This window comes from Bradyrhizobium sp. CCBAU 53340, assembly GCF_015291645.1.
In the GTDB taxonomy this organism is placed as follows: Bacteria; Pseudomonadota; Alphaproteobacteria; order Rhizobiales; family Xanthobacteraceae; genus Bradyrhizobium.
Genome location: NZ_CP030055.1, coordinates 1,479,215 through 1,503,438, shown reverse-complemented (window position 1 = coordinate 1,503,438; position 24,224 = coordinate 1,479,215). Strand labels below are relative to the sequence as shown.

Sequence of the window (24,224 nt, the reverse complement as noted above, 5' to 3'; positions counted from 1 at the left end):
ATACCTAGTCGGCGAGCCTTGCGCGAAGCTGGCTTCGGCAAGGCCAGCCCCGCGCAAGCAATTGGCGGCAATTTGGGACGATGTCGCAACGGCGGCAAAAGGGACGCGTGCCATGCTTTCCACCATCGCGGACTACACCAGACTGACTACGGACATGAGCAGGTCGCTCACTCAGGTCGAGCAGCAGCCCGACGTCAGCCGAGATACCGCCTACTACCTCGCCAATATCGGCAAGGTGAAGAGTATCGACGACTTCCTCAATAACTACAGGCTCTATTCCTATGCGATGAAGGCCTACGGCCTCGACGACATGATCTACGCCAAGGCGTTCATGCGGAAGGTGCTGACCGAGGGTATCGCGAGCTCGAATAGCTTCGCCAACAAGTTGACCGACGCCCGCTACCGGGAGTTCGCCGCCGCCTTCAATTTCGCGGCACTCGGCGCCAATGCGACCCAGAGCGCCGCGGCCACGACCGGCACGGCCAGCCAATATGCCACCCAGACATTGGAGCAGAACGCCGGCGACCAGAACGAGGGCCTGCGGCTGGCGCTGTATTTCACGCGCAAAGCCTCCTCGATCAAGAGCCCCTACCAGATCCTCGCCGACAAGGCCCTGACCCAGGTAGTGCAAACCGCGATGGGCTGGTCGCCGACGATCAGCTCGTCCGATATCGACATGCAGGCCAAGATGATCACCGACAAGATCAATCTCACGGATTTCCAGGACCCGACCAAGGTCACCAGGTTCGTGCAGCGTTTCGCTGCGATGTGGGACGCAACCCAGGCCCAGAGCGACCCCTCGACCAACCCCGCGCTGGTGCTGATTACCGGCGCATCGACGTCGACCGCGAGCCTGGACACCGGCACGCTCACGACACTTCAGAACATCAGGTTCAACAGGTAAGCCATGCAATCGGCTCTTTATGTGGGATTGTCGGCGCAGGTCGCGCTTGAAAAGCGTCTTCAGACGATCGCCAACAACGTCGCCAACGTCAACACGTCGGGTTTCCGCACCGACGTCGTGAAATTCGAGACGGTGCTCTCCAAGGCCGCCGCCACCCCGGTCGCGTTCTCCTCGCCCGGCGAGAACATCATCTCGCGCGAAGCCGGCAACGTCACCGAGACCGGCAATCCGCTCGACGTCGCCGTGGTCGGACAGGGCTTTATCGCCTTCGCCGGCCCCAACGGCACGGTCTATACCCGCGACGGCCGGCTCCAGATCGCCCCCAACGGCGATCTTCAGACGGTGTCGGGCTTTCCCGTCATCGATTCCGGCGGCGCACCGCTCACGCTCGACCCGAACGGCGGACCGGTCTCGATCTCGCGCAGCGGCGCGATCACCCAGGACAACAACGAGATCGGCACCATCGGACTGTTCAACATTCCCGCGGACGCCAATCTCGAACGTTACGGCAATTCCGGAGTCACGCCCGACCGGCCCGCCACCGCCATCGCCGATTTCAGCCGGGACGGCTTCAAGCAGGGTTATGTCGAGGGCTCCAGCGCCAATCCGATGATGGAGTTGACGAAGCTGATGGCGGCCTCGCGCGCCTTCGACAGCACCAACTCGCTGATCGACGGCACCGAGAGCACGCTCCGGAACGCAATCCAGACGCTGGGCGACCCCAGCAAGTAGACTGCGCCTCGCGCGTAACATGGGTGGACGATTTCCTTGAACGCTCTCCGGCAACTCGAGTGGGCGCTGCTCGAACTTCACCAGAGCACGCCGCTGGCCAGCATCAGCGGTGCGATCTCCGAGATCGCACCGACGCATTTCCGCGTTTCCGGCCTGTCGCGCTCGGTCAAGCTGGGCGAGCTGATCGGCGTCAATACCGGCGGCAAACCCCAGATCGGCGAAGTGGTGCGGATCGACAGCGACGGCATCATCGCCAAGCCGTTTGATCGGCAATTCGGCGGCGGGCTCGGCTCGGTCGCCTACCGCATGCCGGCCTTGTCGTTCGCGCCGGATCCGAGCTGGAAGGGTCGCGTCATCAATGCGCTCGGCGCGCCGCTGGACGGAATGGGCCCTCTCACCCCGGGATCGCGGGCGGTCTCGGCCGAGGCGGAGGCGCCGCCGGCGATGAAGCGGGCGCGCGTCCACAAGCCGCTGCGCACCGGCGTGCGTGTCATCGACCTGTTTGCCCCGATCTGCGCCGGCCAGCGTGTCGGCATCTTCGCCGGCTCCGGTGTCGGCAAATCGACACTGCTGGCGATGCTCGCCCGCAGCCAGGGCTTCGACACCGTGGTGCTGGCGCTGGTCGGCGAGCGCGGCCGCGAGGTGCGCGAATTCATAGAGGACGTGCTCGGCAACGACCGCAACCGCGCCGTCACCATCGTCTCGACGGGTGACGAAAGCCCGATGATGCGGCGTCTTGCGCCGAAGACGGCAATGGCCATGGCCGAATATTTCCGTGACCGCGGCGAATCGGTGCTGCTGGTGGTCGATTCGATCACCCGTTTCGCCCACGCCGCCCGCGAGGTCGCACTCGCCGCCGGCGAGCCCGCTGTCGCGCGCGGCTATGCCCCAACGGTCTTCACCGATCTGCCGCGCCTCCTGGAGCGCGCCGGGCCCGGCGAGGAGGGATCCGGGACCATCACCGGCATCTTCTCCGTGCTGGTCGACGGCGACGATCACAATGAGCCGATCGCCGACACCATCCGCAGCACGCTGGACGGGCACATCGTGCTCTCCCGGCACATCGCCGACCAGGCGCGCTATCCCGCCGTGGACGTGCTGGCCTCGGTCTCCCGCCTCGCCCACAACGTCTGGGACCCCGAAGAGCGCGAACTGGTGAGCAAATTGCGCACCCTGATCGCCAAATACGAGGACACAAGCGACCTCCGCCTGATGGGCGGATACCAGCCGGGCCGTGATTCGGGGCTCGACCAGGCGATCGACATGGTGCCGCGCATCTACAACGCGATGCGGCAGGACGCTTCGGCGCCACCGAGCGCCGATCCGTTCCGCGAACTGCGGGACATGCTCAAGGGCGAGTAGCGGCCAAGCAGCTCGCCGCGAGCGCGAATCGAATCCGTGCATGTTGCCCTCGATGCACGCATGTCGTGGCACAAACTGCATAGGCGACTGTTCGCCGGTGAGCTTTGCCGCGCCGATCTCCACCGCTTGAATGAGCGCGATCGGCGGATTAGGCAAACGATGTGCAGGCGGCACGCCGCGCGCAACAACGCAACAACCGGCGCGTGCAATTCCTCCGAATTCCCCTGACGCCTTCTTGGCCATTCCGGAAGCAGATCGCGGAAGTTGTGGATGACTTTCGTGCTCACACCGCCCGAAGTGCACAAGCTTCGATCAGCTTTGCATCAACGACGTGTGACAACGGTGCAATCAAGCGGGCGTAGAACTACGTGCATCTCGCCTGTTGACTGCGTATTCATTCACCATCATGTGTTCTGAAGGAGTGAGATTGTCTTGAACGTTACTTTCGTCCGCAACGACGTGCGTCCTCCATGAGTGTCTTGACTTGATTTTGTTGAGAAGCTCATTCATCGTTTTCGGTGGAACATAAGAAACGTCTGCGTGTAACTTGAACTCAGGGGCTTCGGTTGAACAACTCCGATCCATCGTCCGGCAGTGACGGCAGCTCGGGCTCACGTTCGACGACTCTGCGGTTTGCATGCCATCGGCCGCACCGTTTCTCGCGCAGGGCGAGGTAGGAATTCATGCCGTTGGCACGGGAAGCAGTCGAGCTGCTGGTTCAGGCAGCCAGAGCCTGGTATTTCGAAGGCAATCAGCACGGATTGCGCGATCGGGAATGGATGGCGCTGCGGTTTCTCGGCCGCGCCAATCGCTTCTCGCGCACGCCATCGGCGCTCGCCGGCTTCATCGGCGCGACAAGAGCGACCGCATCGCAGATCGTGAAGACGCTGGAGAGCAAGTCCTTCCTGGTGCGCAAGCCGTCGCAGGAGGACAAGCGCTCTGTCGTCCTGCACGTCACCCCGCAGGGCGAGAAATGCCTGAGCCAGCATGATCCGATCAATCACGTGGTCAATGCGGTGAATTCGCTCGGCGCCGAGGAATGCGTCAGGTTGCGCGACTCGCTCCGCGAGGTTCTCAATCATCTCGATGCAGCCCATCAGCGGCTCGATGCCAGCATCTGCCGCGATTGCATGTTCCTGGCCGAGCGCAGCCCCGGCTCAGGCAAGGGACGCAGCACCGCCGAGTTCATGTGCCGGTTGTACCGCGCCCCCGTCTCGCTCGACGAGACGGAGCTGCTCTGCACCAGCTTCGAGCGCACCCGCGACCGCTCCAGGATCGAGGAGCATTTCGATCGCGTGCGCGTGGCAAGCCAGGGGTGAGGCCGCGGGGCGTTAGAGCCGGGTCTCACGTTGCCCTCCATCGTCATTGCGAGCGCAGCGAAGCAATCCAGAGTCGTTCCGCGGAGGGATTCTGGATTGCTTCGCTGCGCTCGCAATGACGGAGTATGAGGCGACAATTCGGTTCTCCAAATGACACTGTCATTCCCCGCGAAAGCGGGGAAGCCAGTACGCCGCGGCTTCTCGGCTCGATCGTAACCCCTCTGGAATACTGGATCGCCCGCCCCAGTGCGCAGGTGCGCACAAGGCGGGCGATGACGGCGAGTGGGTAGGCGCAGGCACACCTTCTCGACCTCGCGGCGCATTCGCCCGAGCTTTGCTTGATCTCTCCACCCTCTTGTCCAAGAGGGCGCAGGGAAGACCGGGTGCTGACCTCGCACCCGCGGTCTGCTGCGCGAAGATGTAGCGCAAAGAGACCGCACAGCAGCATACAGGTGGTGCCAATCACTCGGCCTTCCCTGCGCGATGGGTTGACGGCTTATGCCGCGCTCTCCCGGGAGCCGAATTCCCTCTGGCCTCCCTCGCTTCGCGAATTGACGATGCCGTCCGCCCGGTTGGGCTCGCTGACACCTCCGCGACAGCTTGACCGTAGCGACGACGGCCAGGACCACACGGTTTTGCCGTACGCATATTCGCCTGAAGCCACAGAGTCTTTCGGCCGCGTGCACGCATGCCCGAAGAATGTTGGCGAGACGAATTGAACAGCGCCGCTCGTCCGCACGCGGTTTCGGGCTCACAGGGACTACCCGCCCTGCCCGCACCTCTCGCGCCGACGCTGCCGCGTCCACCGCAAGCCCGGCTCGCGATCAGTGACGACGTACGATCGCCCCTCAAGGATGAGCCGGGATGAGCGACACATACGCTAATTCCGAATTTCGGTAAAGCGGAATACTTTTACGAAGGCCACTTGACGCCACGTCGCGGTGTTTCGCCGTTGACTTGCGCTGCGCCCGGGCGACGGAATATCGGCCGTTCCTTGTATGCATTATCCCAGTTGCCATTCTGGCGCGGTTCGCTTTACATGCCGCCAACCCGCCCTCGGGCTATGGCTTCCGGGCGCAACAATCACATGACACTTCCAGGGGACGAAGCATGGCGCGTAACATATTGATTCTGGGGGCTTCCTACGGCTCCCTGCTGGGCACCAAGCTGTTGATGGCCGGGCACAACGTGACCCTGGTCTGCCGCGCCAAGACCGCAGAGCTGATTAACCGCGACGGTACCGAGGTGCGCATCAAGCTGCGGGACGAGGCCGTGCACCGCGCGATCTTCTCGCGCGACCTGCCCGGCAAGTTGGATGCGGTGACACCGCAGAATGTCGACGTGTCCCGCTACGACATGGTCGGCCTGGCGATGCAGGAGCCGCAATACACCAACCACACGGTCCGCATGCTGATGGTCAAGATCGCCGCGGCGAGGCTGCCGTGCCTGTCGATTATGAACATGCCGCCGCTGCCTTATCTCAAGCGCATCCCGGCGCTATCAGACATGGATCTCGAAGAGGCTTACACCAATGCGCAGGTGTGGGAGCGGTTCGAGCCGGGGCTGGTGACGCTGTGCTCGCCCGATCCGCAGGCCTTCCGTCCGCCGGAAGAAGCCGCGAACGTGCTGCATGTCGGCCTGCCCACCAACTTCAAGGCCTCGGTCTTCGCCGACGAGAAGCACAACAAGGTGCTGCGCGAGCTGGAGGCCGACATCGACGCGGTCACGCTCGACGGCAAGGACGTGCCGGTGAAGCTGAAGGTGTTCGATTCCCTGTTCGTGCCGCTGGCGAAATGGTCGATGCTGCTCACCGGCAATTACCGCTGCATCACGCCGCACGAGCCGCAGTCGATCCGCGACGCCGTTCACGGCGACCTCAAGCGCTCGCAGACGATCTACGACCATGTCGACGCCATCGCCCGCCGCCTCGGCGCCGATCCGGAGGACCAGGTGCCGTTTGCGAAATACGCCAAGGCCGCCGAAAGCCTGCTGAAGCCCTCGTCGGCGGCGCGCGCGGTGGCGAGCGGCGCCCCCTTCATCGAGCGCGTCGACCTGTTGGTGAAGCTGATCTCGCATCAGCTCGGCGTGCCCAATGCCGAGATCGATCGCACCGTCGAGACCGTGGACCAGAAGCTGAACGAGAAGATCGTCCAAGGCGGGTCGGGCGCGCAGTGACGGGGCAGCGCCGCAGCGCTGCGCCTCACGCAATCACCTGAGCGACGGGCCGGCGCAAGGACTTCGGCAGCTCCGGCCCGGCGCCGAAACGCACCACGAGATCGGGCCGGCGCGAACCGAGATCGAGATAGGCGGCCAGCTGGCGGCGAAGGCGCGGCACTTCGACCGGCTGGTTGACGAAGGCATATTTCAGTCCGCGCGCCGTCGCCTGCAACGCAAAGCGCTGGCAGGCGCGGCCCACCTCGACCCAATGGCCGCGTCGTCATGCTCGGCAACGAACACCGCAAGGCCCGCCGAGCTTTCGATGCAGGCGCAATATTTGTCATTCTCGCCGCGTTCGGTGAACACGAACGGCAGCAGCGGTTGCGCCAGCCATCGCGGCAAGGCCGGATTGCCCGACGCACGCGAGAACAGGCCGTCCATCGTCGCGACCGCTTCCCGCTCGCTGAAGCGCATCCAGGCCTTGAGTTCGTCCATGAACCTGGTGTCACGCATCTGCGTCGTGTTGCCCTCGACCACGTAGTCCGTGATCGCCGCCATCTGCTTGGGGTCGGTGATGAGGAGGATTGCGACGCCTTCGCCGCGGCCTGCCTGCTCGAGCTCGCGCAGCAGATCGTTCGCGACAGGCTTGCCGTCGTAGACCGCGCGCGTCGACTGCCGGTGCGGGATCGCGGCCAGCAGCGGCGATCGTTCCGCCGAAGCGTTCTCGAAATCGGCCTTGATCGTGTCGGCTTCGAAGCGCAGCGCCGGCCGAAGCCCCAAGGCGAGGGCCGCATGCGTCAGGTTCTCGGCCGCGCAGCCAAGGCTGACGAAGACATGATGATCGTTCGGATCGACCGCGGGACAACGACGCGCGACGTCAGGCGCGATGGCGATGCTTCGCGGCCCCAAAGTGAAGCGCCAGGGCTGGGTGTTGTGGCTGTTGGCAGCCAGCGTCGCGTAACGGACGATTTCACCGATGCCGCCTTCGGCGCGGAGCGGCGCCCAGGTGGTGCGCACCGCCTCCTCATATGTCATGGCCGCGGCGGCGTGCGACGGCTGCGGCCGCAGCACGGCCGCACAGGCAACTCCCGCCATGAAACCTCGTCGGCTGACCATGCAAATCCTCGCCCTGCCTCGGAGAGGATGCCGCGTACAAGCGTCTCCGACATTGACGCGGCGCAAGTTCGGCCGGAAAGCTCGGTCGAGCAGCGCTCGCCACGCGAGTCCGGCACGATGCGGCCGGCGTCGAGGAATTCGGCCATCGCTTCGTTGAGCTGACCGAGCATGAGGCGGTTGTAGCCTATGGCGGGCAGATCGGCGTCAATGTCGCGCTGCGCTGACGGATAGCCGTACAGCTCCCATCACGCAAACGTGTCGCCCGGCGCTCCGCCCGGAAATCATGGGATCAGGCGAATCGGCAATCGTGGCTATGCGACCCTCGTCGTCTCCGGCAAGAACAGGTTCCTGTTGCTCGGACGCACCATCGTCCCCGAACCGACACTGTCGGGAACGGCATTCCTGCCGCTGACCGCGGATGCTTTCAGATTCTGGCGAGCGACATCGGCCGAGCATTTGCAGCGGCTGCACGAGCGCATCGCCGAGATCGAACGGATCAGGCAGGAATTCGGCTCCTGCGCGATTCCCGGGAACGAGGACGACGACCGCAGGCCCCTACCGGCCCGCACTTCTACGGCTTTCGAATCTTGGTTCGAATCTTGGCTGAAATCGGCCGTGGGCAACCGGGCATGATTCGTCCTGTTTTGCTCGACGCATCCCGCTTCGATTGATAAGTCCCTTGCCGCTGATGACGGGGACTTGAGTCGGGGACATGACGGTTGCGATCGAGATGGGGCTGACCACGGCGGGCGCCGCGGCGGCCATGGACCTCGAGGAACTCTTGGCGACCCGGCTCCTGGTGCAAGGCAATTCCGGCTCCGGCAAGTCGCATCTGCTGCGGCGCCTCCTGGAGCAGAGCGCGCCCTGGGTGCAACAGGCCATCATCGACCCCGAGGGCGATTTCGTCACGCTGGCCGAACGCTTCGGCCATCTCGTGATCGATGCCGAGGACCACACCGAGCGCGGGCTGCAAGTGGCTGGCGAACGTGCGCGGCTGCATCGGGTTTCCACCGTGCTCAATCTCGAAGGGCTGGATGCCGAGAACCAGATGCGGCGCGCGGCGGCCTTCCTCGGTGGCATGTTCGACGTCGAGCGCGACCATTGGTACCCGATGCTGGTGATGGTCGACGAGGCTCAGCTGTTTGCGCCGGCGGTTGCCGGCGAGGTATCGGACGAAGCGCGAAAACTGTCGCTCGGCGCCATGACCAATCTGATGTGCCGCGGCCGCAAGCGCGGGCTCGCCGGCATCATCGCGACGCAGCGGCTGGCAAAGCTCGCCAAGAACGTCGCGGCCGAAGCCTCGAATTTCCTGATGGGCCGGACCTTCCTCGACATCGACATGGCGCGCGCCGCCGATCTGCTCGGCATGGAGCGGCGGCAGGCGGAAGCCTTTCGCGATCTTGAACGCGGGCAATTCATGGCGCTGGGACCGGCGCTGTCACGCCGTCCGTTACGGCTGAACATCGGCCCGACCGACACCAGCCCGCGCAATTCGACGCCGCGGCTGATGCCGTTGCCGGAGGCCACGCTTGAAGATGCACGCGCGGTCATTCTGGCGGCACCGCCGCCTGATGCCAGCCGGCCGCAGCGCCGGCCGGCGCCTGATCTGCTCGAGCAGCTACGTGCCGCCAAGGCGGCGGCGCCCGAGATCAGCTCCGAAGTGGTCAAAGAGCCGGTCAACGCCGAGGAGCTTGCGGAGCGGCGCGAGCGGGTCGATCGCACGTTGCGGGCCGTGCTGGCCGCACCCGATGCCGGCTTCCGCGCCATCGGCGTGCTCTATCAGGAGTTCGTGGTTCGCTGCCGCATCGAAGGCCTCGGTGCATCGGTGCCCGACTTGAGCGAATTCCGCCGCATGCTGACACACGCACGCGCAGGGCTCGGCACTGACATCGCCGAGGACGACGCATGGCAGGAAGTGACGCTGCGCGCTTCGATCCTGCCCGACGACATGCAGGGCGTGTTCATGATGATCGCGCGCGCGGCCAAGGAAGGCTGGCCATGTCCCGGCGACATCGCCATCGCCCGCGCCTACGGCTCGCATTCGCTGCGCCGGGCGCAGCGGCTGCTCGGCTATATGGAAGAGCAAGGCCTGATCGTGGTCCAGCTCGACGGCGGCGGGCGCCGGATCGTGACGCTGGTGGAATTGGCCTGGGCGACCGCGCCGGGCGATCCCAACGGCGACGATCAGCCGGCCGAGCAAATGCCAAGCGCGGCGTCGGCCTAACGCCGTCACGCCGCCGCGAACATGCGGCGATAAAGCAGGCTCGAGACCAGCCAGGCGATCGCGAACAGCGAGATCACCGCGAAACCGACACTGGCGAGCGATTCATTGAGAGCGTCGACGAGCGCCCACACGCCGCCGTCAAGTCCAAGCCGATCGGAGATCAGGCCAAGCGCCTCGATGCCGCCGATGAACAGCGCGACCGCGACGGACGCGCCGGTGATGGTGAGGTTGTACCAGAGCTTGCGCATGGGATCGACGAAGGCCCAGCGATAGGCGCTGACCATCAGCGCGGAGTCGGCGGTATCGACCAGCGCCATGCCCGACGCGAACAGCGCGGGGAAGACCAGGATGTCGGCCAGCGAGGCACCGCGTGCCGCTTCGGTGGCGGAGATGCTGAGCAGGCCGATCTCGGTCGCGGTGTCGAAACCGAGGCCGAACAGCAATCCGAGCGGAAACATGTGCCAGGGCTTTGTCACCAGGCGGAACATCGGGCCGAGCAGGCGCGCGAGAAAGCCGCGATGGCCGAGCAGCGCATCGAGCCCGGCGGCGTCATGAACGCCCTGCTCGCGCGCGGCGCGAAACGTCCGCCACAGGCCGGCGAAAATCGCCAGATTGATCGCCGCAATCGCGAGCAGGAACAGCGCCGACACCGAGGTGCCGATCAGGCTGCCGATATCCCTCAGCAAGCTGTCGCCGCCGAGGCTGACCACGCCGAGTGCGAGCAGCGTGCTCGCGACGACGACCACGCTGGAATGGCCGAGCGCGAAATAGAGGCCGACGCTGCGCGGCGCATCGCCCGTCTGCATCAGCTTGCGCACGACGTTGTCTATGGCGGCGATGTGGTCGGCATCGACGGCATGGCGCAGGCCGAACACCCAGGCGAGCAGCGCAGTCGCCATCACTGCGGTCCGGTCGCCGAACGCCGCAAAGGCCCAGGCCCATGCGGCGATGTTGGCGGCGAGGAGCCCGCCGAACAGCAGCACCATTCCGGGCTCGATCGCCCGCACAGACCATCTCGTCACGACACGCATTCCGCCGCACGCCCATTGCACACAACGGTTTGATATTTTCACAGGATGGTCATACTGACCAGCCCGAATGAGGTCGTCATGCCCGGGCTTGTCCCGGGCATCCACGTCCTCGGAGCGGCAAAACTAAGGCATAGATGGCCGGGTCAAGCCCGGCCATGACAATGTGGGAAAAGCAGTGCCTTACGCGGCCTCCGAGCCACCGAGATAGGCGTCGCGCACGCGGGGGTCTTCCTTCAGCGTCCGGGCCGGGCCCGACAGCACGATCCTGCCGGTCTGGAGGACGTAGGCCTCGTGCGCGATCTCGAGCGCGAGGCTGGCGTTCTGCTCGACCATGAAGACCGAGACGCCCTCCTGGTTGATGGTGCGGATCAGTTCCAGCACGCGGTCGACATAGAGCGGCGACAGGCCCATGGTCGGTTCGTCCATCACGATCATCTTGGGTCGGCTCATCAGCGCGCGCGCCATCGCGACCATCTGCTGCTCGCCGCCGGAGAGCGAACCGGCCCGCTGCGTCAGCCGCTGACCCAGCTTCGGGAACAGCGTCAGCATCTTGTCGAGATCCTGTGCCACCGCCTCGCGGTCGTTGCGCACGAAGGCGCCCATCAAAATGTTCTCGCGGACGCTCATATCCGCGAACAGCCGCCGCGCCTCCGGTACCGAGGCGATGCCGCGGCGAACGATCTGCGGCGTGGTGAGGCCGATCAGCGAGGCGCCGTCGAACGTCACCTCGCCCGAGCGCGGCTTCACCAGGCCGAGGATGATCTTCATCGTTGTCGACTTGCCGCTGGCATTGCCGCCGAGCAGGCAGACGATATGGCCGCGATTGACTTTGATGGACAGGTCGAAATGCACCTGGGCCTGGCCGTAGAACGTGTTGACATCAGTCAGCGCCAGCAGCGCTTCGGGCGCGCTCGTGGTCATGCCGCGCTCTCCTGCTCCGTCGTCCCTGATAGTCCGTGGCCGAGATAGGCCTCGATCACCTTGGGATCATTGCGCACTTGATCGCCCGGCCCTTCAGCGATCTTCTTGCCTTCATCCATGACGATGACGCGATCGGATAGCTGCATCACCATCTCCAGCTTGTGCTCGATCAGGAGAATGGTCAGCCCTTCGGCTTTCAATTCGGCGACCAGCGCCTGCATCTCCGCGGTCTCGCTCGGGTTCATGCCGGCGGTCGGTTCATCCAGCAGCAACAGCCGCGGCTTCAGCGCGAGCGCGCGGGCGATCTCGACGCGTCGGCGGTTGGCGTAGGACAGGCTATAGGCCGGCTGATCGATCCGCGGCAGCAGCCGCTCGCCGAAGCGGGCGAGAATGCTTTTGACTTCTTCGCGCAGCCGCTCTTCCTCGGCTTTCACGCTGGCAGGCCGCAGCAGCGCCAGGCCCAGTTCCAGCAGCGGGCCGATCACAGGCACGGCCGGCTTCACGGCACGCAGCCGCGTGTGGGCACCAATGAGGACGTTGTCCATCACGCTGAGATTCCCGAAGACGCGGCCAAGCTGGAACGTGCGCGCGATGCCCTGCGCGGCGAGCCGCTCCGGCGAAAGCCCGGTGATGTCCCGTCCCTCGAAACGAACCTCGCCCGCATCCGGGCGATCGAGACCGGTCACGAGATTGAACAGTGTGGTCTTGCCGGCACCGTTCGGGCCGATGATGCTGACGAGCCCACCCTTGGCGAGATCGAGATCGATACCATCGACAGCCGTCAGGCCGCCGAAGCGGCGCGTCAGCCCGCACAGGGACAACAGCGGTGCATCTGCCTCCGCCATCAGATCGTCCCCAACAGGCCCTGGGGCCTGAACCGCACCAGCAGCAGCAGCACGATGCCGTAGATCAGGATACGGTACTCCGCCGCGATCCGGAAGACTTCGGGCAAACCGACCAGCGCGACCGCGCCGAGAATCGCGCCGACGACATTGCCGAGCCCGCCGAGGATCACGACCGTCAGCGCTAGGATCGATTGCTGCGTGTTGAAGGTTTCGTGATTGATGTAGGAATAGAGATGCGCGGCGATGCCGCCGCTGACTCCGGCCGCAAACCCGCCGAAGATGAAGGCGAGCGACTTGTAGCGGTTCAGGCTGAGCCCATAGGCGCGCGCGGCGATATCGTCGTCGCGGATCGCGCGAAAACTGCGACCGAGATGCGAGCCGAGCAGACGCGCCTGCAGCAGCGCCAGCACGACCATCACGGCAAAGCTGAACCAGTAAATCGAGGTCGGGCTGATCAGCTCGTAGCCGAACAGCGACAGCGGCGGGATGCCGGAAATGCCGATGGGGCCGCGCGTGACGCTCTCCCAGTTCAGAATCACCAGCGACACGATCTCGCCGATCGCGAGCGTCGCGATCGAGACGTAATGCCCGCGCAGCCGAAACGACGGCGAGATCAGGATGGTGCCGAGGGCTGCGCTCATCAGACCGCCAGCAATGATGGCAAGGCCGACAGGTACATTCAATGTCAGCGACAGCAGCGCGGAGGTATAGGCACCGATCGCAAGCAGCGCGGCGTGTCCGAGCGAGACTTGCCCGATCGTGCCGGCGACCAGCGTCAGGCTCAGCGCGAGCATACCGAGCAGCCAGGCGTTGATCAGGGTCTGAAGCACGTAGAACGACACCGGCAGCAGCGGCAGGATCGCGAACGCGGCGACCGCGACAGCCAGGGCCCAGCGCGGAATGCGCACCGGGCGGCTCGGCGCAATGAAGGTGCCGGTGAGCGGCTCCGGCGGCGCCTGCCGGGCGCTGGCAAACAGCCCGTTCGGCCGCAGCACCAGCACGACCACCAGCAGCAGGAAGGCGAACAGGTTGCGGTAGCTGGTGCCGAATACGGCGACGCCGTAGCTCTCGACGAGGCCAAGCAGCATGCTGCCGATGACAGCGCCGGGCACATTGCCGGCACCGCCGACGACCTCGGCGACGACGCCCTTCAGCGTCGCCTGCAGGCTCATCGCGGTGTCGATCTGGTTGTAGTACATGCCGACCAGCATGCCGGAGACACCACCGAGCGCGGCCGCGATGCCGAACACCGCCTGATTGACGCGGTTGACATCGACACCCATCTGCATCGCGGCGTCGCGGTCCTGCGAGGCGGCGCGCACCGCCCAGCCGAGCTTGGTATAGCGCAGGAACACGAACAGCAGCAGCGCGCTGGAAATGCCGACGCCGGCGATCAAGAGATCCAGCGGGCCGATGGTGCCGCCGCCGATTTGGTAGCGGACGTCAGGCAGCTGGCTCGGCAGCGCGCGCGGATTGGGCGAGAAGGTCAGCATCACCAGCTGGTCGAGCACGAAGCTGATGCCGATCGTCGCCAGCAGCGGCGCGATGCGCACGGAGTTCTGCAGCGGCCGCAAGCCGAACCGCTCGATGATCAGCCCGACCAGTGCCGCCACCACCGCAACGAAGATGATGGTGAGCGGCAGCGGCGTATGCAGCTGCACCACCGCGACCCAGCCGATATAGGCGCCGACGAGGTAGATCGAACCCTGCGCAAAGTTGATCAGCCGGCTAACGCCGAAGATCAGCGCGAGCCCGACTGCAACGAGGGCGTAGACGTTACCGACGATCAGCCCGTTGATGGTGTAGTCGAGCCAGGAAGACACACAAGGTTCCTAATGAAGGGAGACGGCCGGAGCGAGAGCTCCCGGCCAAGAGATCAGGTGGGCTTGCCGTCCCACACCGCGAAGCGACCGTTGCGCACGACGAGTTCGGCGTTCATCGCACCCTTGACGCGGCGGGTGGCGACGTCGAACGTCGCGGTGCCGAAGATCACGCTCGGGACATCCTTCACCTTGGCGAAGGCATCGCGGATCGCCTTGCGATCGGTGCCACCGATCTTCAGCACGGCCGCGGCCATGTTCATGGCGTCGTAGGCGTAGGCGTTGAAAGCATCCGGCTCCTGTCCGTTATACTTCTTCTTGAAGCCGGCGATGAAGTTCTGCACCTCGGGCCGCGGATCTTCCGGAAAGTAGCGCGTGCCGACATGGACGTCCTCGACGGCATCACCACCAAGCTCGATGAACTTCGGCGAATAGACCGAGCTCGCGGCGCAGATCACCTGCTTGAGCCCGACCTGCCGCGCCTGGCGCGCGATCAGCGCACCGTCGGAATAATAGGAGATCAGGACTAGGCCATCCGGATTGGCGTCGCGCACCCGCACCAGCGTGGAGCGGAAGTCGCGCTCCTCGGCGATATAGCCTTCGGTGACGACGATCTCCGCGCCATATTCCTTGGCGGCGCTGTTGAAATAGTCGCGGCTGGTGCGGCCCCAATCGGTGTTGAGATGCAGCACCGCAAGCTTCTTCAGGCCGAGCTTCTTCACCGCATAGCGCGCCAGCAGCGGTTGCTCGTCGGCCTGGCTGACCGAGGTGCTCCACATGAAGTCGCCGCCCTTGGTGAAGTCGGGATGCGAATTGGTGAAGCCGAACTGCACGAGGCCGCCGCGCTGATAGATCGGCGAGGCCGCCATCGACGCGGGGCTGGAGAAGTCGCCGAGCTCCAGCACGATCTTGGGATCGGAGACGAATTTCTGCGCGATCGCGACCGATTGCCGCGGGTCGCTCTGGCTGTCCTCGAATTGATAGGCGAGCTTGCGGCCGTTGATGCCGCCCGCGGCCGTGATCTCGTCGAGCGCGAGATCAAAGCCCTGCTTCCATTGCGTGCCATATTGTGCGTTCGGCCCCGTGAGCGGACCGCTGACGCCGAGCATGATCGGATCGGCGTCGGCGAAGGCGCTGCGGGAGAAGGCCGCGCCCGCCATCATGGCGAGCGAGCCCTTGACCAGGATTCGGCGATTGATGTTGCTCATGCACGGCTCCATCCACTCAGGTGTTGATAACAAGCAGCAAGTTTTGTGCCGGTGAGACCGCCTATTTCGAGGGCTCACCGAGCGACAGCATCAGCCGGTTCGCCCAGTTGAAGAACGAGGCGCCGTTGATGACGTCGACGATCTCGGCGTCGTCGAGGCCCGCGCGGCGCAGCTCCTTAATATTGTCCGGGCCGAACGCGATTGGCGTCGATGCCAGCGCGACCGAGGCCTTGACCACGGCGTTCCAGCGTTCGCCGAGATCGGCCTTGACGCCTTCATCGAGCAGCTTCTGCACATCCTCGCGGCGCTTGGAATAGGTGCTGGCAAAGCGCGCATGCACCGAGGCGCAATAGATGCAGCCATTGTAGCGGGAGGTCGCAGCCGCGGCGAGTTCGCGCTCGGCGCGCGGGAGGCCGTCGGCGACGTTATAGAAGATGTCCTTGTCGGTCTTGGTGCGGGCCTCCAGCACCTCGGGGTCGCGCACCAGCAGGCGGAAATATTCCGACTTGGCGCGGGCGCGCTCGACCAGCCCATTGAAATGCCGCTCGGTCAGCTCGGCCTCGGGCAGCGGCTCGATCCAGGAGACCCAGCCGAGCTCATCCTGGGTGAAGACGACGGGCGGATTGACGGTTGCGCTCATGATGGCGGCCTCCTCTTATGCGGTCGCGGCGGCAAGCGTGCGCAAGCCGCTGACGACCCGCACCTGGAACGACAGGAACGCGACGAGTTGGGAGAAGGTGACGATGCCCGTGGTCGACCAGCCGGCGCCGAGCAGCGCCTTCACGTCGCTGGATGCCGCATCACGCGGCCGGAACACCAGAAGATGCGCATGCTCGAGCGCCGCAACGAGGCGAGGACCAAGGGCTGACTTGCCCGCCGCGTCCACGCGATAAATCAGGCCTGCCGTATTCTCGACCGACAGCGGGCCTGCCGGAAACGAGCCATAGGGGCCCGAAGTCTTGCCCCGCGCGATCTCGGCGTCGATCGCCTTAACCAGAACCGCGCCGCCGGCGGTCGCGGCAAGCTTGTCGCGATAGAAGGCCGCAACGGGGGACTCGCCATGGAGCCCGATCACGAAGGCCGCGACTGCCGCGCGTTCGAGCAGCGAAAAATCACCGGCATCGATCGGCTCGAACAGCGAGAGATAGCTCTTCTCCGCGTTTTCGCGCGCTTGCAGGCGCTTTCCGCGAATGGCGTCCAGCGCCGATCCCGGCTTGATGCCGGCAAGCGTGTCGATGATGTCAGGCGTACTCATCATAATGCCTCGTGCAATCCATCAAATCCCGACTAGCCCGCGAGGGCCACTTCGGGCGCCGTCCGGGCCCAGCCCAGCGCCGGCGCGACCTTGTCCGCCACCAGCTCGATCGAGCGCAGCACAAAGGGGTGCGGCGCATCCACCGAATGGACCTGGAACACCAGATCAGTGATCCGCTCCAGCGTCGCATCCGTGCGCAGCGAGGCGATCACTTCGTCAGCGCCGCCGACATGGGTGTCGAACGCCGTGATCATCTGCTCCAGCGTCTCGCCCGGGGGAAGGTGCCCGCTCTTCATGAATTGCGGCAGCGCGCGCCGCAGCCCGATATCGGCAAGCCGTATCGCTTCGCGATGATCGTCGGCGACAAACACGCTGCGCGAGGCCATGATGCGAGGCTCGGCGCCCGGCGGCAGCGCGGCGAGATAAGCATCGATGATCGGGTTCTGGATTTCGGCCAGTGTCGCGTTTGGCGCGTCCTTGGCCCGCGGCTGGGTGCGCGAGAGCAAGAGACCGTCGCCGGCCTTGCCGGCGCGGGCGCCGCCCGCCACCGAAAAGGTCGCCTGCCAGATCCGCTTGTCCAGCTGCGGCCGCTGCGGGTAGAGCGTGTCGCCGCCCTCGAGCGGCCTGCCGGTCAGCGCCTTGCGGACCACCTCCAGATTGCGCGCAAAGATCTCGTTGCGCTGGGTGCCGTCAAGGCCGAAGGCAGCGAAGGCCGACGGATTGCCGCCAGTGCCGACGCCGAGCTCGAACCGGCCGTTGCAGAGCAGATCGAGCACAGCTGCGTCCTCCGCCACCCGCACCGCGCTCTCCAGCGGCAGAGTGACAATGCCGGTGCCGAGGCGGATGCGCGAGGTCTGGGCCGCGACATAGCCGAGGAAGGCGAAGGGCGACGGCAGGCCGCCCTCGCGCTCGTGAAAGTGGTGCTGCGCGATCCACGCCGAATCGAGGCCGGCCTTCTCGGCGCGCACGATCTGCTCGGCGGCATTGCGGTAGCGCTCGGCCGGCGGGGCCTCATCGAGCAGGCGCGTGAAGAATCCCAGGCGTTTCAGATTTGCAAGGCGTTTCATACGACCCCTGTCGGGCGAGGATGGGCCCCGATGATGTCGGTTGCTGAAGCTGGAGACAAGCGGGCAATGTGCAAGGCTGCCCGCCGGGATCGGTCTCCCACGCAGAACTTTGGCTGGGCAGGCTGCCTACCAGCTCGGCAGCACCGCGCCCTTGAACTTGGTGAGGACGAACTCCTTCACCTCGGGCGTGTGGTAGCTGTCGACCAGGGTCTTGACCCAGGGCTTGTCCTTGTCGGCGCTGCGCACCGCGATCAGGTTCACGTAGGGGCCCTTGGGGTCCTCGCGCAGGATCGGATCCTTGACCGGATCGAGGCCTGCCTGGGTTGCATAATTGGTGTTGATCGCGGCTGCGTCGACGTCGTCGAGCGCGCGCGGCGCCTGCGCAGCATCGACCTCGATGAATTTCAGCTTCTTCGGATTCTCGCTGATGTCGAGCACGGTCGGCTTGAAGCCGACGCCGTCCTTCAGCTTGATCACGCCCTTGTCGCGCAGCAGCAGCAGGACGCGGCCGCCATTGGTCGGATCGTTGGGGATCGAGACCTTGCCGCCCTCGGGAATGTCGGCGAAGGCCTTGTGCTTCTTCGAATAGACGCCGATCGGAAAATTCACGGTAAGCGCGACCGACTCGATCTTGTAGCCGCGGTCGGCCTTCTGGTTGTCCAGGTAAGGCTGATTCTGAAACGAATTGGCCTGGATCTCGCCGGCATCGAGCGCCGCATTCGGCACCACGTAGTCCGAGAATTCGATGAGGTGGATGTCGAGGCCCTGCTTGGCGGCGATCGGCTTCACGGCCTCCAGAATCTGCGCATGCGGACCCGGCGTCACGCCGATCTTGATGGTCTCGGCGCTCGCTGCGGCCGACCAGGCGGCGAGCACGGTTGCGAGGATCAGGGCGGGACGAAACGACATCTTGGTCTCCATGGACTCAGCGACAACAATTGGAACCGTATTCGCTTCTCCGCCGGACGAAATCAATGAAATGGAAATTCATATTTGCCGCCGGCGGCGGGCAACGTTTCTCTCAGCGCTACCAAACGCGAAACGAACGGCTTTGGCGGCCAGCGTGAGATGTATCACGGCGCGCGCGGACCGGGAACGCGAGAATGGCGGCAACAGACCCAAGGAGATCCGCCATGACCGCCCTCGCCGCTCCAAAGTTTGCCGCGCTGAACCGGCTCGAAGGTTTCCTGCTCTATGCGCTGTGCCAGGGGTTGCCGATCTATGCCGGCGCCGTGCTCACGGTGAAGCTGATGGGCGCCTCCGAGATCGTCGGCGAGCGCTATGGCGCCGCGATCTTCGTCGCGATCGCCTCGATATTCCACGGCCTGGCGGTGCCGTGGCTTGGGCCGAAGTTCCCGCGTTTCTTCCGGCACACCACCGAGCCGGTATTCCTCGACGCTCATCTCGGCTTCGCCGAGAAGGTCTCGTGCTGGATGGCGCAGCCGAAAACCGCGTTGCAGTTGTTGACCAACGTGCTGCTGCTGTCTGTTCTGGCCGTGGGCGTGACCAGCATCCGCTGATCAGTCAGGCCCGCGGCTCGGCGCGCCAAGTCGACGGCGACAGCATGATCAGCGTGCAGATCGCCGCATAGGCGGCGAGCGATATGGTGACCATGGTGGCGAGCCCGGTCATTCCGGCCCCGAAGCTTGCGACTGCGATCCAGCCGCCGCCAGCCGCGATCAGGATGCGCACGATGGAGCCGGCAAGCGGGCCCAGCGCGCGGCCGGTGCCCTGGACTGCGAACGACGAGACGAAGCCGAACCCAAGCGCCGCATAGGCCGGCGCCACGATGCGCAGGTAAGTCATGCCTTCGCTCACGACGCCGGCGTCGTGGCTGAATAGATGCAGCCAGGCGGTCGGAAAGATCGCAACCAGCAGCCCGATCGAGCCGGTCATGATCATGCCGGCGGCGCCGCTGACCCAGCCGATCCGCTGCGCCCGCGCGGTCTGGCCCGCGCCCATGTTGACGCCGACCATGGTCAGCGTTGCCGTGCTGATCCCGAACAGCAGCGGGATCATGATGTAGTCGAGCCGCGAGGCGATGCCGTAGCCGGCGAGCGCCGAGGTGCCGAACAGGCCGACTGCGCCGGTGACGAGGATGACGGTGAGGTTGGTCAGCACGGCATTGAACGCGGTGGGGATGCCGACCTTGAGCATGTCGCCGAAGATCTTTGCGCGCAGCGGCACGATGTGCAGCCTCAGGCCGGACGCGCCTGTAGACATGTGGCGCAGCAGGAACAGCATCGCTGCGCCGTAATACAGGCCGAAAGCAATGCCGGCGCCGCCAATGCCGAGACTTGGGACGGGGCCGAAGCCGAAGATCAGCAGCGGCGAGACGGGAATGGTCACGATGGCGCCGATCAGCGTCACCAGCGCCGGCACCTTGACGTTGCCGGAGCCGCGCAGCGCCGCGGCCTGGAGGTTGACGATCCACGCTGGAATGGCGCCGGCGAACAGATAGCTGGAATAGGTGACGGCTGCATCGAGCGCGCCGTCGCGGCCGCCTAGCGTACGGAACAGCGCCGTGCCGCCGAAGTGCACCCCAAGCGTGAACAGCCCGCCCGCAATGATCGCAAGCACGATGGCGTGGAATAGCGCCGCATCCGCATCGTCGCGGCGACCGGCGCCGACTGCGCGTGCCACCGATGAGGCGACGCCGGAGCCGAACCCGCCATTCGACATCATGGTCATCAGCATGAAGATCGGGAACACCAGCGCGGCACCCGCCAACGCATCGGTGCCGAGATAGCCGACATAATAGGCTTCGGCGACGTTCACCGCGGTCTGCGCCACCAGCACCGTCACCGTCGGCGCCGCGAGCCTGAGCAGCGTCGGCAGGATCGGCGCGGTCAGAAGCGCGGCGCGCCGCTGGTCGGCGGACGTCGCTGCCGGACGAGGCGCGGCCGCGCTGCGCGCCGGAGCCTCTATTGCCGACAAAGGCGGTGCGGCGACGTCCTCGACTGACATTCCTGAGATCCTGTTCTGTTCCGAGGCTGCCGCGGCAGCTATTGAATTATGGTCATAATGTATTATTATGATCGTAATGCAATAGCAAATCGCTCACGATGTCGTGGCCATGAAATTCAGGCTGGGCACCGGGAGGGAGTTGAGGCCATGCGCTACGAAAAAGGACACAAGGACGAGACCCGCCGGCACATCCTCGATGTCGCCTCGGCGCAGTTCCGCGAGAGCGGGATCGCCGCGGTCGGGCTCGCCGGCATCATGTCGGAGGCCGGTCTCACCAACGGCGCCTTCTACACCCACTTCGCCTCCAAGGAGGATTTGGTGCGGGAGGTGCTCTTGGATGCACTCACCCGGCGCGAGGAGCGGCACAAGGCCAATCTCGAGAATGGCGTCGCGGTCGAAACCGTGATCCGCGACTATCTCTCAGCGCGACACCGCGATCGCGCCGGCACCGGCTGCCCGACCGCTGCGCTGGTCGCCGAGATCGCGCGGCATCCCAAGGCAACGCGCGATGCCTTTACCGGCAAGGTCTCCGACATCGTCGCGCTGATGGCGGAGCAAATCAGGCACGGTACCGCAGACGAGCGACGGCGCAAGGCGATCACGGTCTATTCGACTATGGTCGGCGCGCTGCAATTGGCGCGCGCGGTCAACGACAAGACATTGTCTGACGAGATCCTGGAGAATGCGGTGGACGCTGCGGTGACAATCGCGAACGAGCGCTGACGCGCTCGCACGTCCGGCTGCCATGCGTGGCTACACCGGATCAAACGCCCGGATCGGCGGCAGGTTGCCGGTAAACTTCTCCACCTCCACCGTAGTGAGTTGCCCGGTGCAGCCCTGCGCAAAGGACGAGGTGCCGATGTCGCGGGTGAGCACGTTCGGATTGCCGTGAACGCAGAGCGGCGCATCGTCCTCCGGGTCCATCGGATCGTACCAGGCGCCAGTCGGCAGTTGCACGACGCCGGGCGCAATGTCGTCGGTGACATGCACCGCCGCGAGGCAGGCGCCACGCTGGTTGAACAGGCGAATGATGTCGCAGTCCTTGATGCCCCGCGGATCAGCATCACGCGGATTCATCCGCGCGACCTCACGGCCGCGATGTTTTGCGCCCAGCGAATGTCCGCCGAAATCGAGCTGGCTGTGCAGCCGCGTCACCGGCTGATTGGCGACGAGGAAGCACGGCGCGCCGGGTTTGGGCATGTCGCTCTTCTCGAGCCAGACCGGATGGCCCGGACAATCCGCGTCCCCATGGCCGGCGATCTTCGCGGAATAGATCTCGATGCGCCCGCTCGGCGTCGGCAGCGGATGCGCGACCGGATCTTCGCGGAAACTGCGCAAGCGGCCGCCATCGTCGGGCTGCTGCGGCACCACCAGGCTGCCGCGCTTCCAGAATTCCTCGAAGCTCGGGGCCTCCAGGCCGCGCTTGGCGAGCGAGGCGCGAACCGGCTCGTAGAGATGCTCCAGCCATTGCCGCGAAGTGCGCCCCTCCGTGAAGGGCTCGCGGGCGCCGAGGCGATCGGCGAGATCGGCAAAAATCTCGTAGTCGTCGCGGGCGAGCCCGAACGGCTCGGCGATGCGGTGCATCGCGACCATCAGGGGATCGTTGCTGGAGTAGCCGATGTCCTCGCGCTCGAGCGTCATGGTCGAGGGCAGCACGATGTCGGCGTGGCGGGCGGTCGCGGTCCAGGCGAGCTCGTGCACGACCAGCGTGTCGACCTTAGCAAAGGCCTTGCGCAGGCGGTTGATGTCCTGGTGGTGATGGAAGGGATTGCCGCCGGCCCAGTAGACCAGTCGGATGTCAGGATAGGTGCGCGTCTCGCCATTGTAGCGATAGGTGCTTCCAGGGTTGAGCAGCATGTCGGCGATTCGCGCCACCGGGATGAAATCACGGACGCCGTTGCGCCCCTGCCCCAGCGTCGGTCCAGGCAGGTCGTTGACGCGGCGGCCGTAATAGCCGATCGCGCCCAGCGAATAGGCATAACCGCCGCCGGCAAGACCGATCTGGCCGAGTGCCGCCGCCAGCACCATGCCCATCCACACCGGCTGCTCGCCATGCTCGGCGCGCTGCAGCGAATGCGAGATGGTAATGAGCGCGCGCTTGCCGACAAGGCGCCGCGCCAGCTTGCGGATCGCATCAGCGTCGATGCCGCAGATCGCGGCAGCCCATGCGGCGTCCTTGGCTTGCCCGTCGCTCTCGCCGGTGAGATAGCGCAGGAACACCGGCCAGCCCTCGGTGTAGCGATCGAGGAAAGCCTGGTCGTGCAAATCTTCGCTGACCAGCGTGTGGACCATGCCGAGCATCAGCGCGGTGTCGGTGCCCGGGATGCATGTCATCCATTCGGCACCGGCTTCCACCGGCAAGTCCTCGCGCAGCGGGCTCATCAGGATGAACTCGCAGCCGCGCTTGCGCGCCGCTTGCATAGCGCCGCGTTCGACATGCTTGCTGATGGAGCCGCCGGCCACCATCGAATTCTTCAGCGCCATGCCGCCGAATGCGAGCACGATCTCGGTCTTTTCAGCGATCTGCTGCCAGGTGACGTTGCGCTTGGTGATGTCCTCATAGCCCGCCAGGATCTGCGGCAGCAGCACCGAGGACGCGCCGGACGAATAGGAGTTCACCGAGCGGACATAGCCGCCCATGGCGATGTTGAGGAAGCGGTGGACCTGGCTCTGCGCGTGATGCAGGCGGCCTGCGCTCGACCAGCCATAGGAGCCGCCGAACACCGCGCCGGGGCCGCGCGTGTCGCGGATGCGTGCCAGCTCGTCGCCGAGCAGATCGAGCGCCTTCTCCCAGCTGACGGAGACGAATTCGTCGCGGCCGCGCCTGTCATCGGGACCGGGCCCGCGCTCGAGCCAGCCACGCCGGATGGCCGGTTGGGCGATGCGCGCCTGATGGCGCAACGCACCCGGAAAATTGTCGATGATGCCGTTCGGATCCGGATCGCCCGCATAGGCCCTTACCTCGAGCCCGGACTCGCCATTGCGCGCGGAAAAAACGCCCCAATGCGAGGTGTGCGGCTTGAATCCGTCAGACAAATCCAGGCCGGGGTCGGGAAAGCCAATTGTATCGTCCATCGCGTGGCCCTCAATCACGGAGCGCCGAGCAGGCAGCTCCGGTCACAATCATCGCGCCAATATAATGAGGGCCGCGCGCGCAGGGCAACGGATTACCGATGCCCGGAACCTGCGCGCATGGCGGCATCCCGCAGATCGCAGCCCTTGGTGGCGGAGTTCAAGCCTCATCGTTGCGTTCCAGCGACCCGTCATCCTGAGGTGCGAGGCTTGCGATGCGCATG

General features: G+C 65.3%; 21 protein-coding genes and 1 pseudogene. 9 read left to right on the top strand and 13 right to left on the bottom strand.

Features of this window, described 5'->3' with window-relative positions; all coding sequences use genetic code 11:
* Positions 1-112: 112 nt before the first annotated feature.
* The 5 genes from XH89_RS07055 to XH89_RS07035 all read left to right on the top strand — a co-directional run bounded on the left by XH89_RS07055 (position 113) and on the right by XH89_RS07035 (position 6,492).
* Positions 113-904: a DUF1217 domain-containing protein gene (locus tag XH89_RS07055; RefSeq protein ID WP_194466377.1), complete on the top strand. Its 792-nt coding sequence runs from the start codon at positions 113-115 to the stop codon at positions 902-904.
* 3 nt (positions 905-907) lie between these two features.
* Complete coding sequence (gene flgF / locus XH89_RS07050) at positions 908-1,636, top strand: flagellar basal-body rod protein FlgF (RefSeq protein WP_194466376.1); 729 nt, start codon at positions 908-910, stop codon at positions 1,634-1,636.
* A 36-nt stretch (positions 1,637-1,672) separates the two neighbouring features.
* On the top strand, positions 1,673-2,998 hold the full coding sequence (fliI, locus tag XH89_RS07045) for a flagellar protein export ATPase FliI (protein ID WP_194466375.1): 1,326 nt from the start codon (positions 1,673-1,675) through the stop codon (positions 2,996-2,998).
* 683 nt (positions 2,999-3,681) lie between these two features.
* Positions 3,682-4,317, top strand: coding sequence for a MarR family winged helix-turn-helix transcriptional regulator (locus XH89_RS07040; RefSeq protein ID WP_194466374.1), 636 nt, complete (start codon positions 3,682-3,684; stop codon positions 4,315-4,317).
* 1,110 nt (positions 4,318-5,427) lie between these two features.
* The gene (locus XH89_RS07035) at positions 5,428-6,492 is read left to right on the top strand and encodes a ketopantoate reductase family protein (protein ID WP_194466373.1); all 1,065 of its coding nucleotides are present in this window, start codon (positions 5,428-5,430) and stop codon (positions 6,490-6,492) included.
* Positions 6,493-6,517: 25 nt separating this feature from the next.
* On the opposite strand, the gene XH89_RS41195 is transcribed toward XH89_RS07035, so the two are convergent.
* Together XH89_RS41195 and XH89_RS07030 are read right to left on the bottom strand one after the other, a co-directional pair.
* Positions 6,518-6,706 carry a hypothetical protein gene (locus XH89_RS41195; RefSeq protein WP_246767756.1) on the bottom strand — a complete coding sequence of 63 codons (189 nt, stop codon included), beginning with the start codon at positions 6,704-6,706 and terminating at the stop codon, positions 6,518-6,520.
* Complete coding sequence (locus tag XH89_RS07030; protein ID WP_246767755.1) at positions 6,682-7,569, bottom strand: Tat pathway signal protein; 888 nt, start codon at positions 7,567-7,569, stop codon at positions 6,682-6,684. Before XH89_RS07030 ends, XH89_RS41195 begins: the two co-directional genes overlap by 25 nt.
* 303 nt (positions 7,570-7,872) lie before the next feature.
* On the opposite strand from XH89_RS07030, the pseudogene XH89_RS07025 reads away from it, so the two are divergent.
* Both XH89_RS07025 and XH89_RS07020 read left to right on the top strand, forming a co-directional pair.
* Positions 7,873-8,197: pseudogene (locus XH89_RS07025) on the top strand (YkgJ family cysteine cluster protein); the annotation flags it as partial.
* Between the two features lie 105 nt (positions 8,198-8,302).
* Positions 8,303-9,814: an ATP-binding protein gene (locus tag XH89_RS07020; RefSeq protein ID WP_194466372.1), complete on the top strand. Its 1,512-nt coding sequence runs from the start codon at positions 8,303-8,305 to the stop codon at positions 9,812-9,814.
* Between the two features lie 5 nt (positions 9,815-9,819).
* Here the strand turns inward: XH89_RS07020 and XH89_RS07015 are convergent, their stop codons facing one another.
* The 9 genes from XH89_RS07015 to XH89_RS06975 all read right to left on the bottom strand — a co-directional run bounded on the left by XH89_RS07015 (position 9,820) and on the right by XH89_RS06975 (position 18,882).
* Positions 9,820-10,845: a HoxN/HupN/NixA family nickel/cobalt transporter gene (locus XH89_RS07015; RefSeq protein ID WP_246767754.1), complete on the bottom strand. Its 1,026-nt coding sequence runs from the start codon at positions 10,843-10,845 to the stop codon at positions 9,820-9,822.
* Between the two features lie 180 nt (positions 10,846-11,025).
* Complete coding sequence (locus XH89_RS07010; protein ID WP_194466371.1) at positions 11,026-11,766, bottom strand: ABC transporter ATP-binding protein; 741 nt, start codon at positions 11,764-11,766, stop codon at positions 11,026-11,028.
* Positions 11,763-12,611: an ABC transporter ATP-binding protein gene (locus tag XH89_RS07005; RefSeq protein WP_194466370.1), complete on the bottom strand. Its 849-nt coding sequence runs from the start codon at positions 12,609-12,611 to the stop codon at positions 11,763-11,765. Before XH89_RS07005 ends, XH89_RS07010 begins: the two co-directional genes overlap by 4 nt.
* The gene (locus XH89_RS07000; RefSeq protein ID WP_194466369.1) at positions 12,611-14,434 is read right to left on the bottom strand and encodes an ABC transporter permease; all 1,824 of its coding nucleotides are present in this window, start codon (positions 14,432-14,434) and stop codon (positions 12,611-12,613) included. The genes XH89_RS07005 and XH89_RS07000 overlap by 1 nt, the downstream gene beginning before the upstream one ends.
* Positions 14,435-14,487: 53 nt before the next feature.
* Complete coding sequence (locus tag XH89_RS06995; RefSeq protein WP_194466368.1) at positions 14,488-15,639, bottom strand: ABC transporter substrate-binding protein; 1,152 nt, start codon at positions 15,637-15,639, stop codon at positions 14,488-14,490.
* A 61-nt stretch (positions 15,640-15,700) separates the two neighbouring features.
* Entirely contained in the window at positions 15,701-16,279 is a 579-nt protein-coding gene (locus tag XH89_RS06990) for an alkylhydroperoxidase domain protein (RefSeq protein ID WP_194466367.1), read from the bottom strand.
* Positions 16,280-16,294: 15 nt separating this feature from the next.
* Complete coding sequence (locus XH89_RS06985; protein WP_194466366.1) at positions 16,295-16,894, bottom strand: CMD domain protein; 600 nt, start codon at positions 16,892-16,894, stop codon at positions 16,295-16,297.
* A gap of 32 nt (positions 16,895-16,926) precedes the next feature.
* Positions 16,927-17,961: a putative FMN-dependent luciferase-like monooxygenase gene (locus XH89_RS06980; RefSeq protein WP_194466365.1), complete on the bottom strand. Its 1,035-nt coding sequence runs from the start codon at positions 17,959-17,961 to the stop codon at positions 16,927-16,929.
* Between the two features lie 126 nt (positions 17,962-18,087).
* Positions 18,088-18,882: a MetQ/NlpA family ABC transporter substrate-binding protein gene (locus tag XH89_RS06975; RefSeq protein ID WP_194466364.1), complete on the bottom strand. Its 795-nt coding sequence runs from the start codon at positions 18,880-18,882 to the stop codon at positions 18,088-18,090.
* A 212-nt stretch (positions 18,883-19,094) separates the two neighbouring features.
* Between XH89_RS06975 and XH89_RS06970 the strand changes: the two genes are divergently transcribed.
* Entirely contained in the window at positions 19,095-19,481 is a 387-nt protein-coding gene (locus XH89_RS06970; RefSeq protein WP_194466363.1) for a hypothetical protein, read from the top strand.
* A gap of 4 nt (positions 19,482-19,485) precedes the next feature.
* On the opposite strand, the gene XH89_RS06965 is transcribed toward XH89_RS06970, so the two are convergent.
* Entirely contained in the window at positions 19,486-20,928 is a 1,443-nt protein-coding gene (locus tag XH89_RS06965) for an MATE family efflux transporter (protein WP_194466362.1), read from the bottom strand.
* Between the two features lie 147 nt (positions 20,929-21,075).
* On the opposite strand from XH89_RS06965, the gene XH89_RS06960 reads away from it, so the two are divergent.
* Complete coding sequence (locus XH89_RS06960; protein WP_194466361.1) at positions 21,076-21,651, top strand: TetR family transcriptional regulator; 576 nt, start codon at positions 21,076-21,078, stop codon at positions 21,649-21,651.
* Between the two features lie 30 nt (positions 21,652-21,681).
* On the opposite strand, the gene XH89_RS06955 is transcribed toward XH89_RS06960, so the two are convergent.
* A complete protein-coding gene (locus XH89_RS06955; protein ID WP_194466360.1) occupies positions 21,682-24,003 on the bottom strand; it encodes a molybdopterin guanine dinucleotide-containing S/N-oxide reductase in 2,322 nt (773 codons plus the stop codon).
* Positions 24,004-24,224 lie beyond the last annotated feature (221 nt).

Excerpts from the sequence above, each read along its gene's own strand:
- XH89_RS07055 (WP_194466377.1), top strand. The coding sequence starts at position 113 with ATGCTTTCCACCATCGCGGACTACACCAGACTGACTACGGACATGAGC.
- flgF (WP_194466376.1), top strand. The coding sequence starts at position 908 with ATGCAATCGGCTCTTTATGTGGGATTGTCGGCGCAGGTCGCGCTTGAA.
- XH89_RS07040 (WP_194466374.1), top strand. The coding sequence starts at position 3,682 with ATGCCGTTGGCACGGGAAGCAGTCGAGCTGCTGGTTCAGGCAGCCAGA.
- XH89_RS07035 (WP_194466373.1), top strand. The coding sequence starts at position 5,428 with ATGGCGCGTAACATATTGATTCTGGGGGCTTCCTACGGCTCCCTGCTG.
- XH89_RS07030 (WP_246767755.1), bottom strand. The coding sequence starts at position 7,569 with ATGGCGGGAGTTGCCTGTGCGGCCGTGCTGCGGCCGCAGCCGTCGCAC.
- XH89_RS07020 (WP_194466372.1), top strand. The coding sequence starts at position 8,303 with ATGACGGTTGCGATCGAGATGGGGCTGACCACGGCGGGCGCCGCGGCG.
- XH89_RS07015 (WP_246767754.1), bottom strand. The coding sequence starts at position 10,845 with ATGCGTGTCGTGACGAGATGGTCTGTGCGGGCGATCGAGCCCGGAATG.
- XH89_RS07010 (WP_194466371.1), bottom strand. The coding sequence starts at position 11,766 with ATGACCACGAGCGCGCCCGAAGCGCTGCTGGCGCTGACTGATGTCAAC.
- XH89_RS07005 (WP_194466370.1), bottom strand. The coding sequence starts at position 12,611 with ATGGCGGAGGCAGATGCACCGCTGTTGTCCCTGTGCGGGCTGACGCGC.
- XH89_RS06995 (WP_194466368.1), bottom strand. The coding sequence starts at position 15,639 with ATGAGCAACATCAATCGCCGAATCCTGGTCAAGGGCTCGCTCGCCATG.
- XH89_RS06990 (WP_194466367.1), bottom strand. The coding sequence starts at position 16,279 with ATGAGCGCAACCGTCAATCCGCCCGTCGTCTTCACCCAGGATGAGCTC.
- XH89_RS06985 (WP_194466366.1), bottom strand. The coding sequence starts at position 16,894 with ATGAGTACGCCTGACATCATCGACACGCTTGCCGGCATCAAGCCGGGA.
- XH89_RS06980 (WP_194466365.1), bottom strand. The coding sequence starts at position 17,961 with ATGAAACGCCTTGCAAATCTGAAACGCCTGGGATTCTTCACGCGCCTG.
- XH89_RS06975 (WP_194466364.1), bottom strand. The coding sequence starts at position 18,882 with ATGGAGACCAAGATGTCGTTTCGTCCCGCCCTGATCCTCGCAACCGTG.
- XH89_RS06970 (WP_194466363.1), top strand. The coding sequence starts at position 19,095 with ATGACCGCCCTCGCCGCTCCAAAGTTTGCCGCGCTGAACCGGCTCGAA.
- XH89_RS06965 (WP_194466362.1), bottom strand. The coding sequence starts at position 20,928 with ATGTCAGTCGAGGACGTCGCCGCACCGCCTTTGTCGGCAATAGAGGCT.
- XH89_RS06960 (WP_194466361.1), top strand. The coding sequence starts at position 21,076 with ATGCGCTACGAAAAAGGACACAAGGACGAGACCCGCCGGCACATCCTC.
- XH89_RS06955 (WP_194466360.1), bottom strand. The coding sequence starts at position 24,003 with ATGGACGATACAATTGGCTTTCCCGACCCCGGCCTGGATTTGTCTGAC.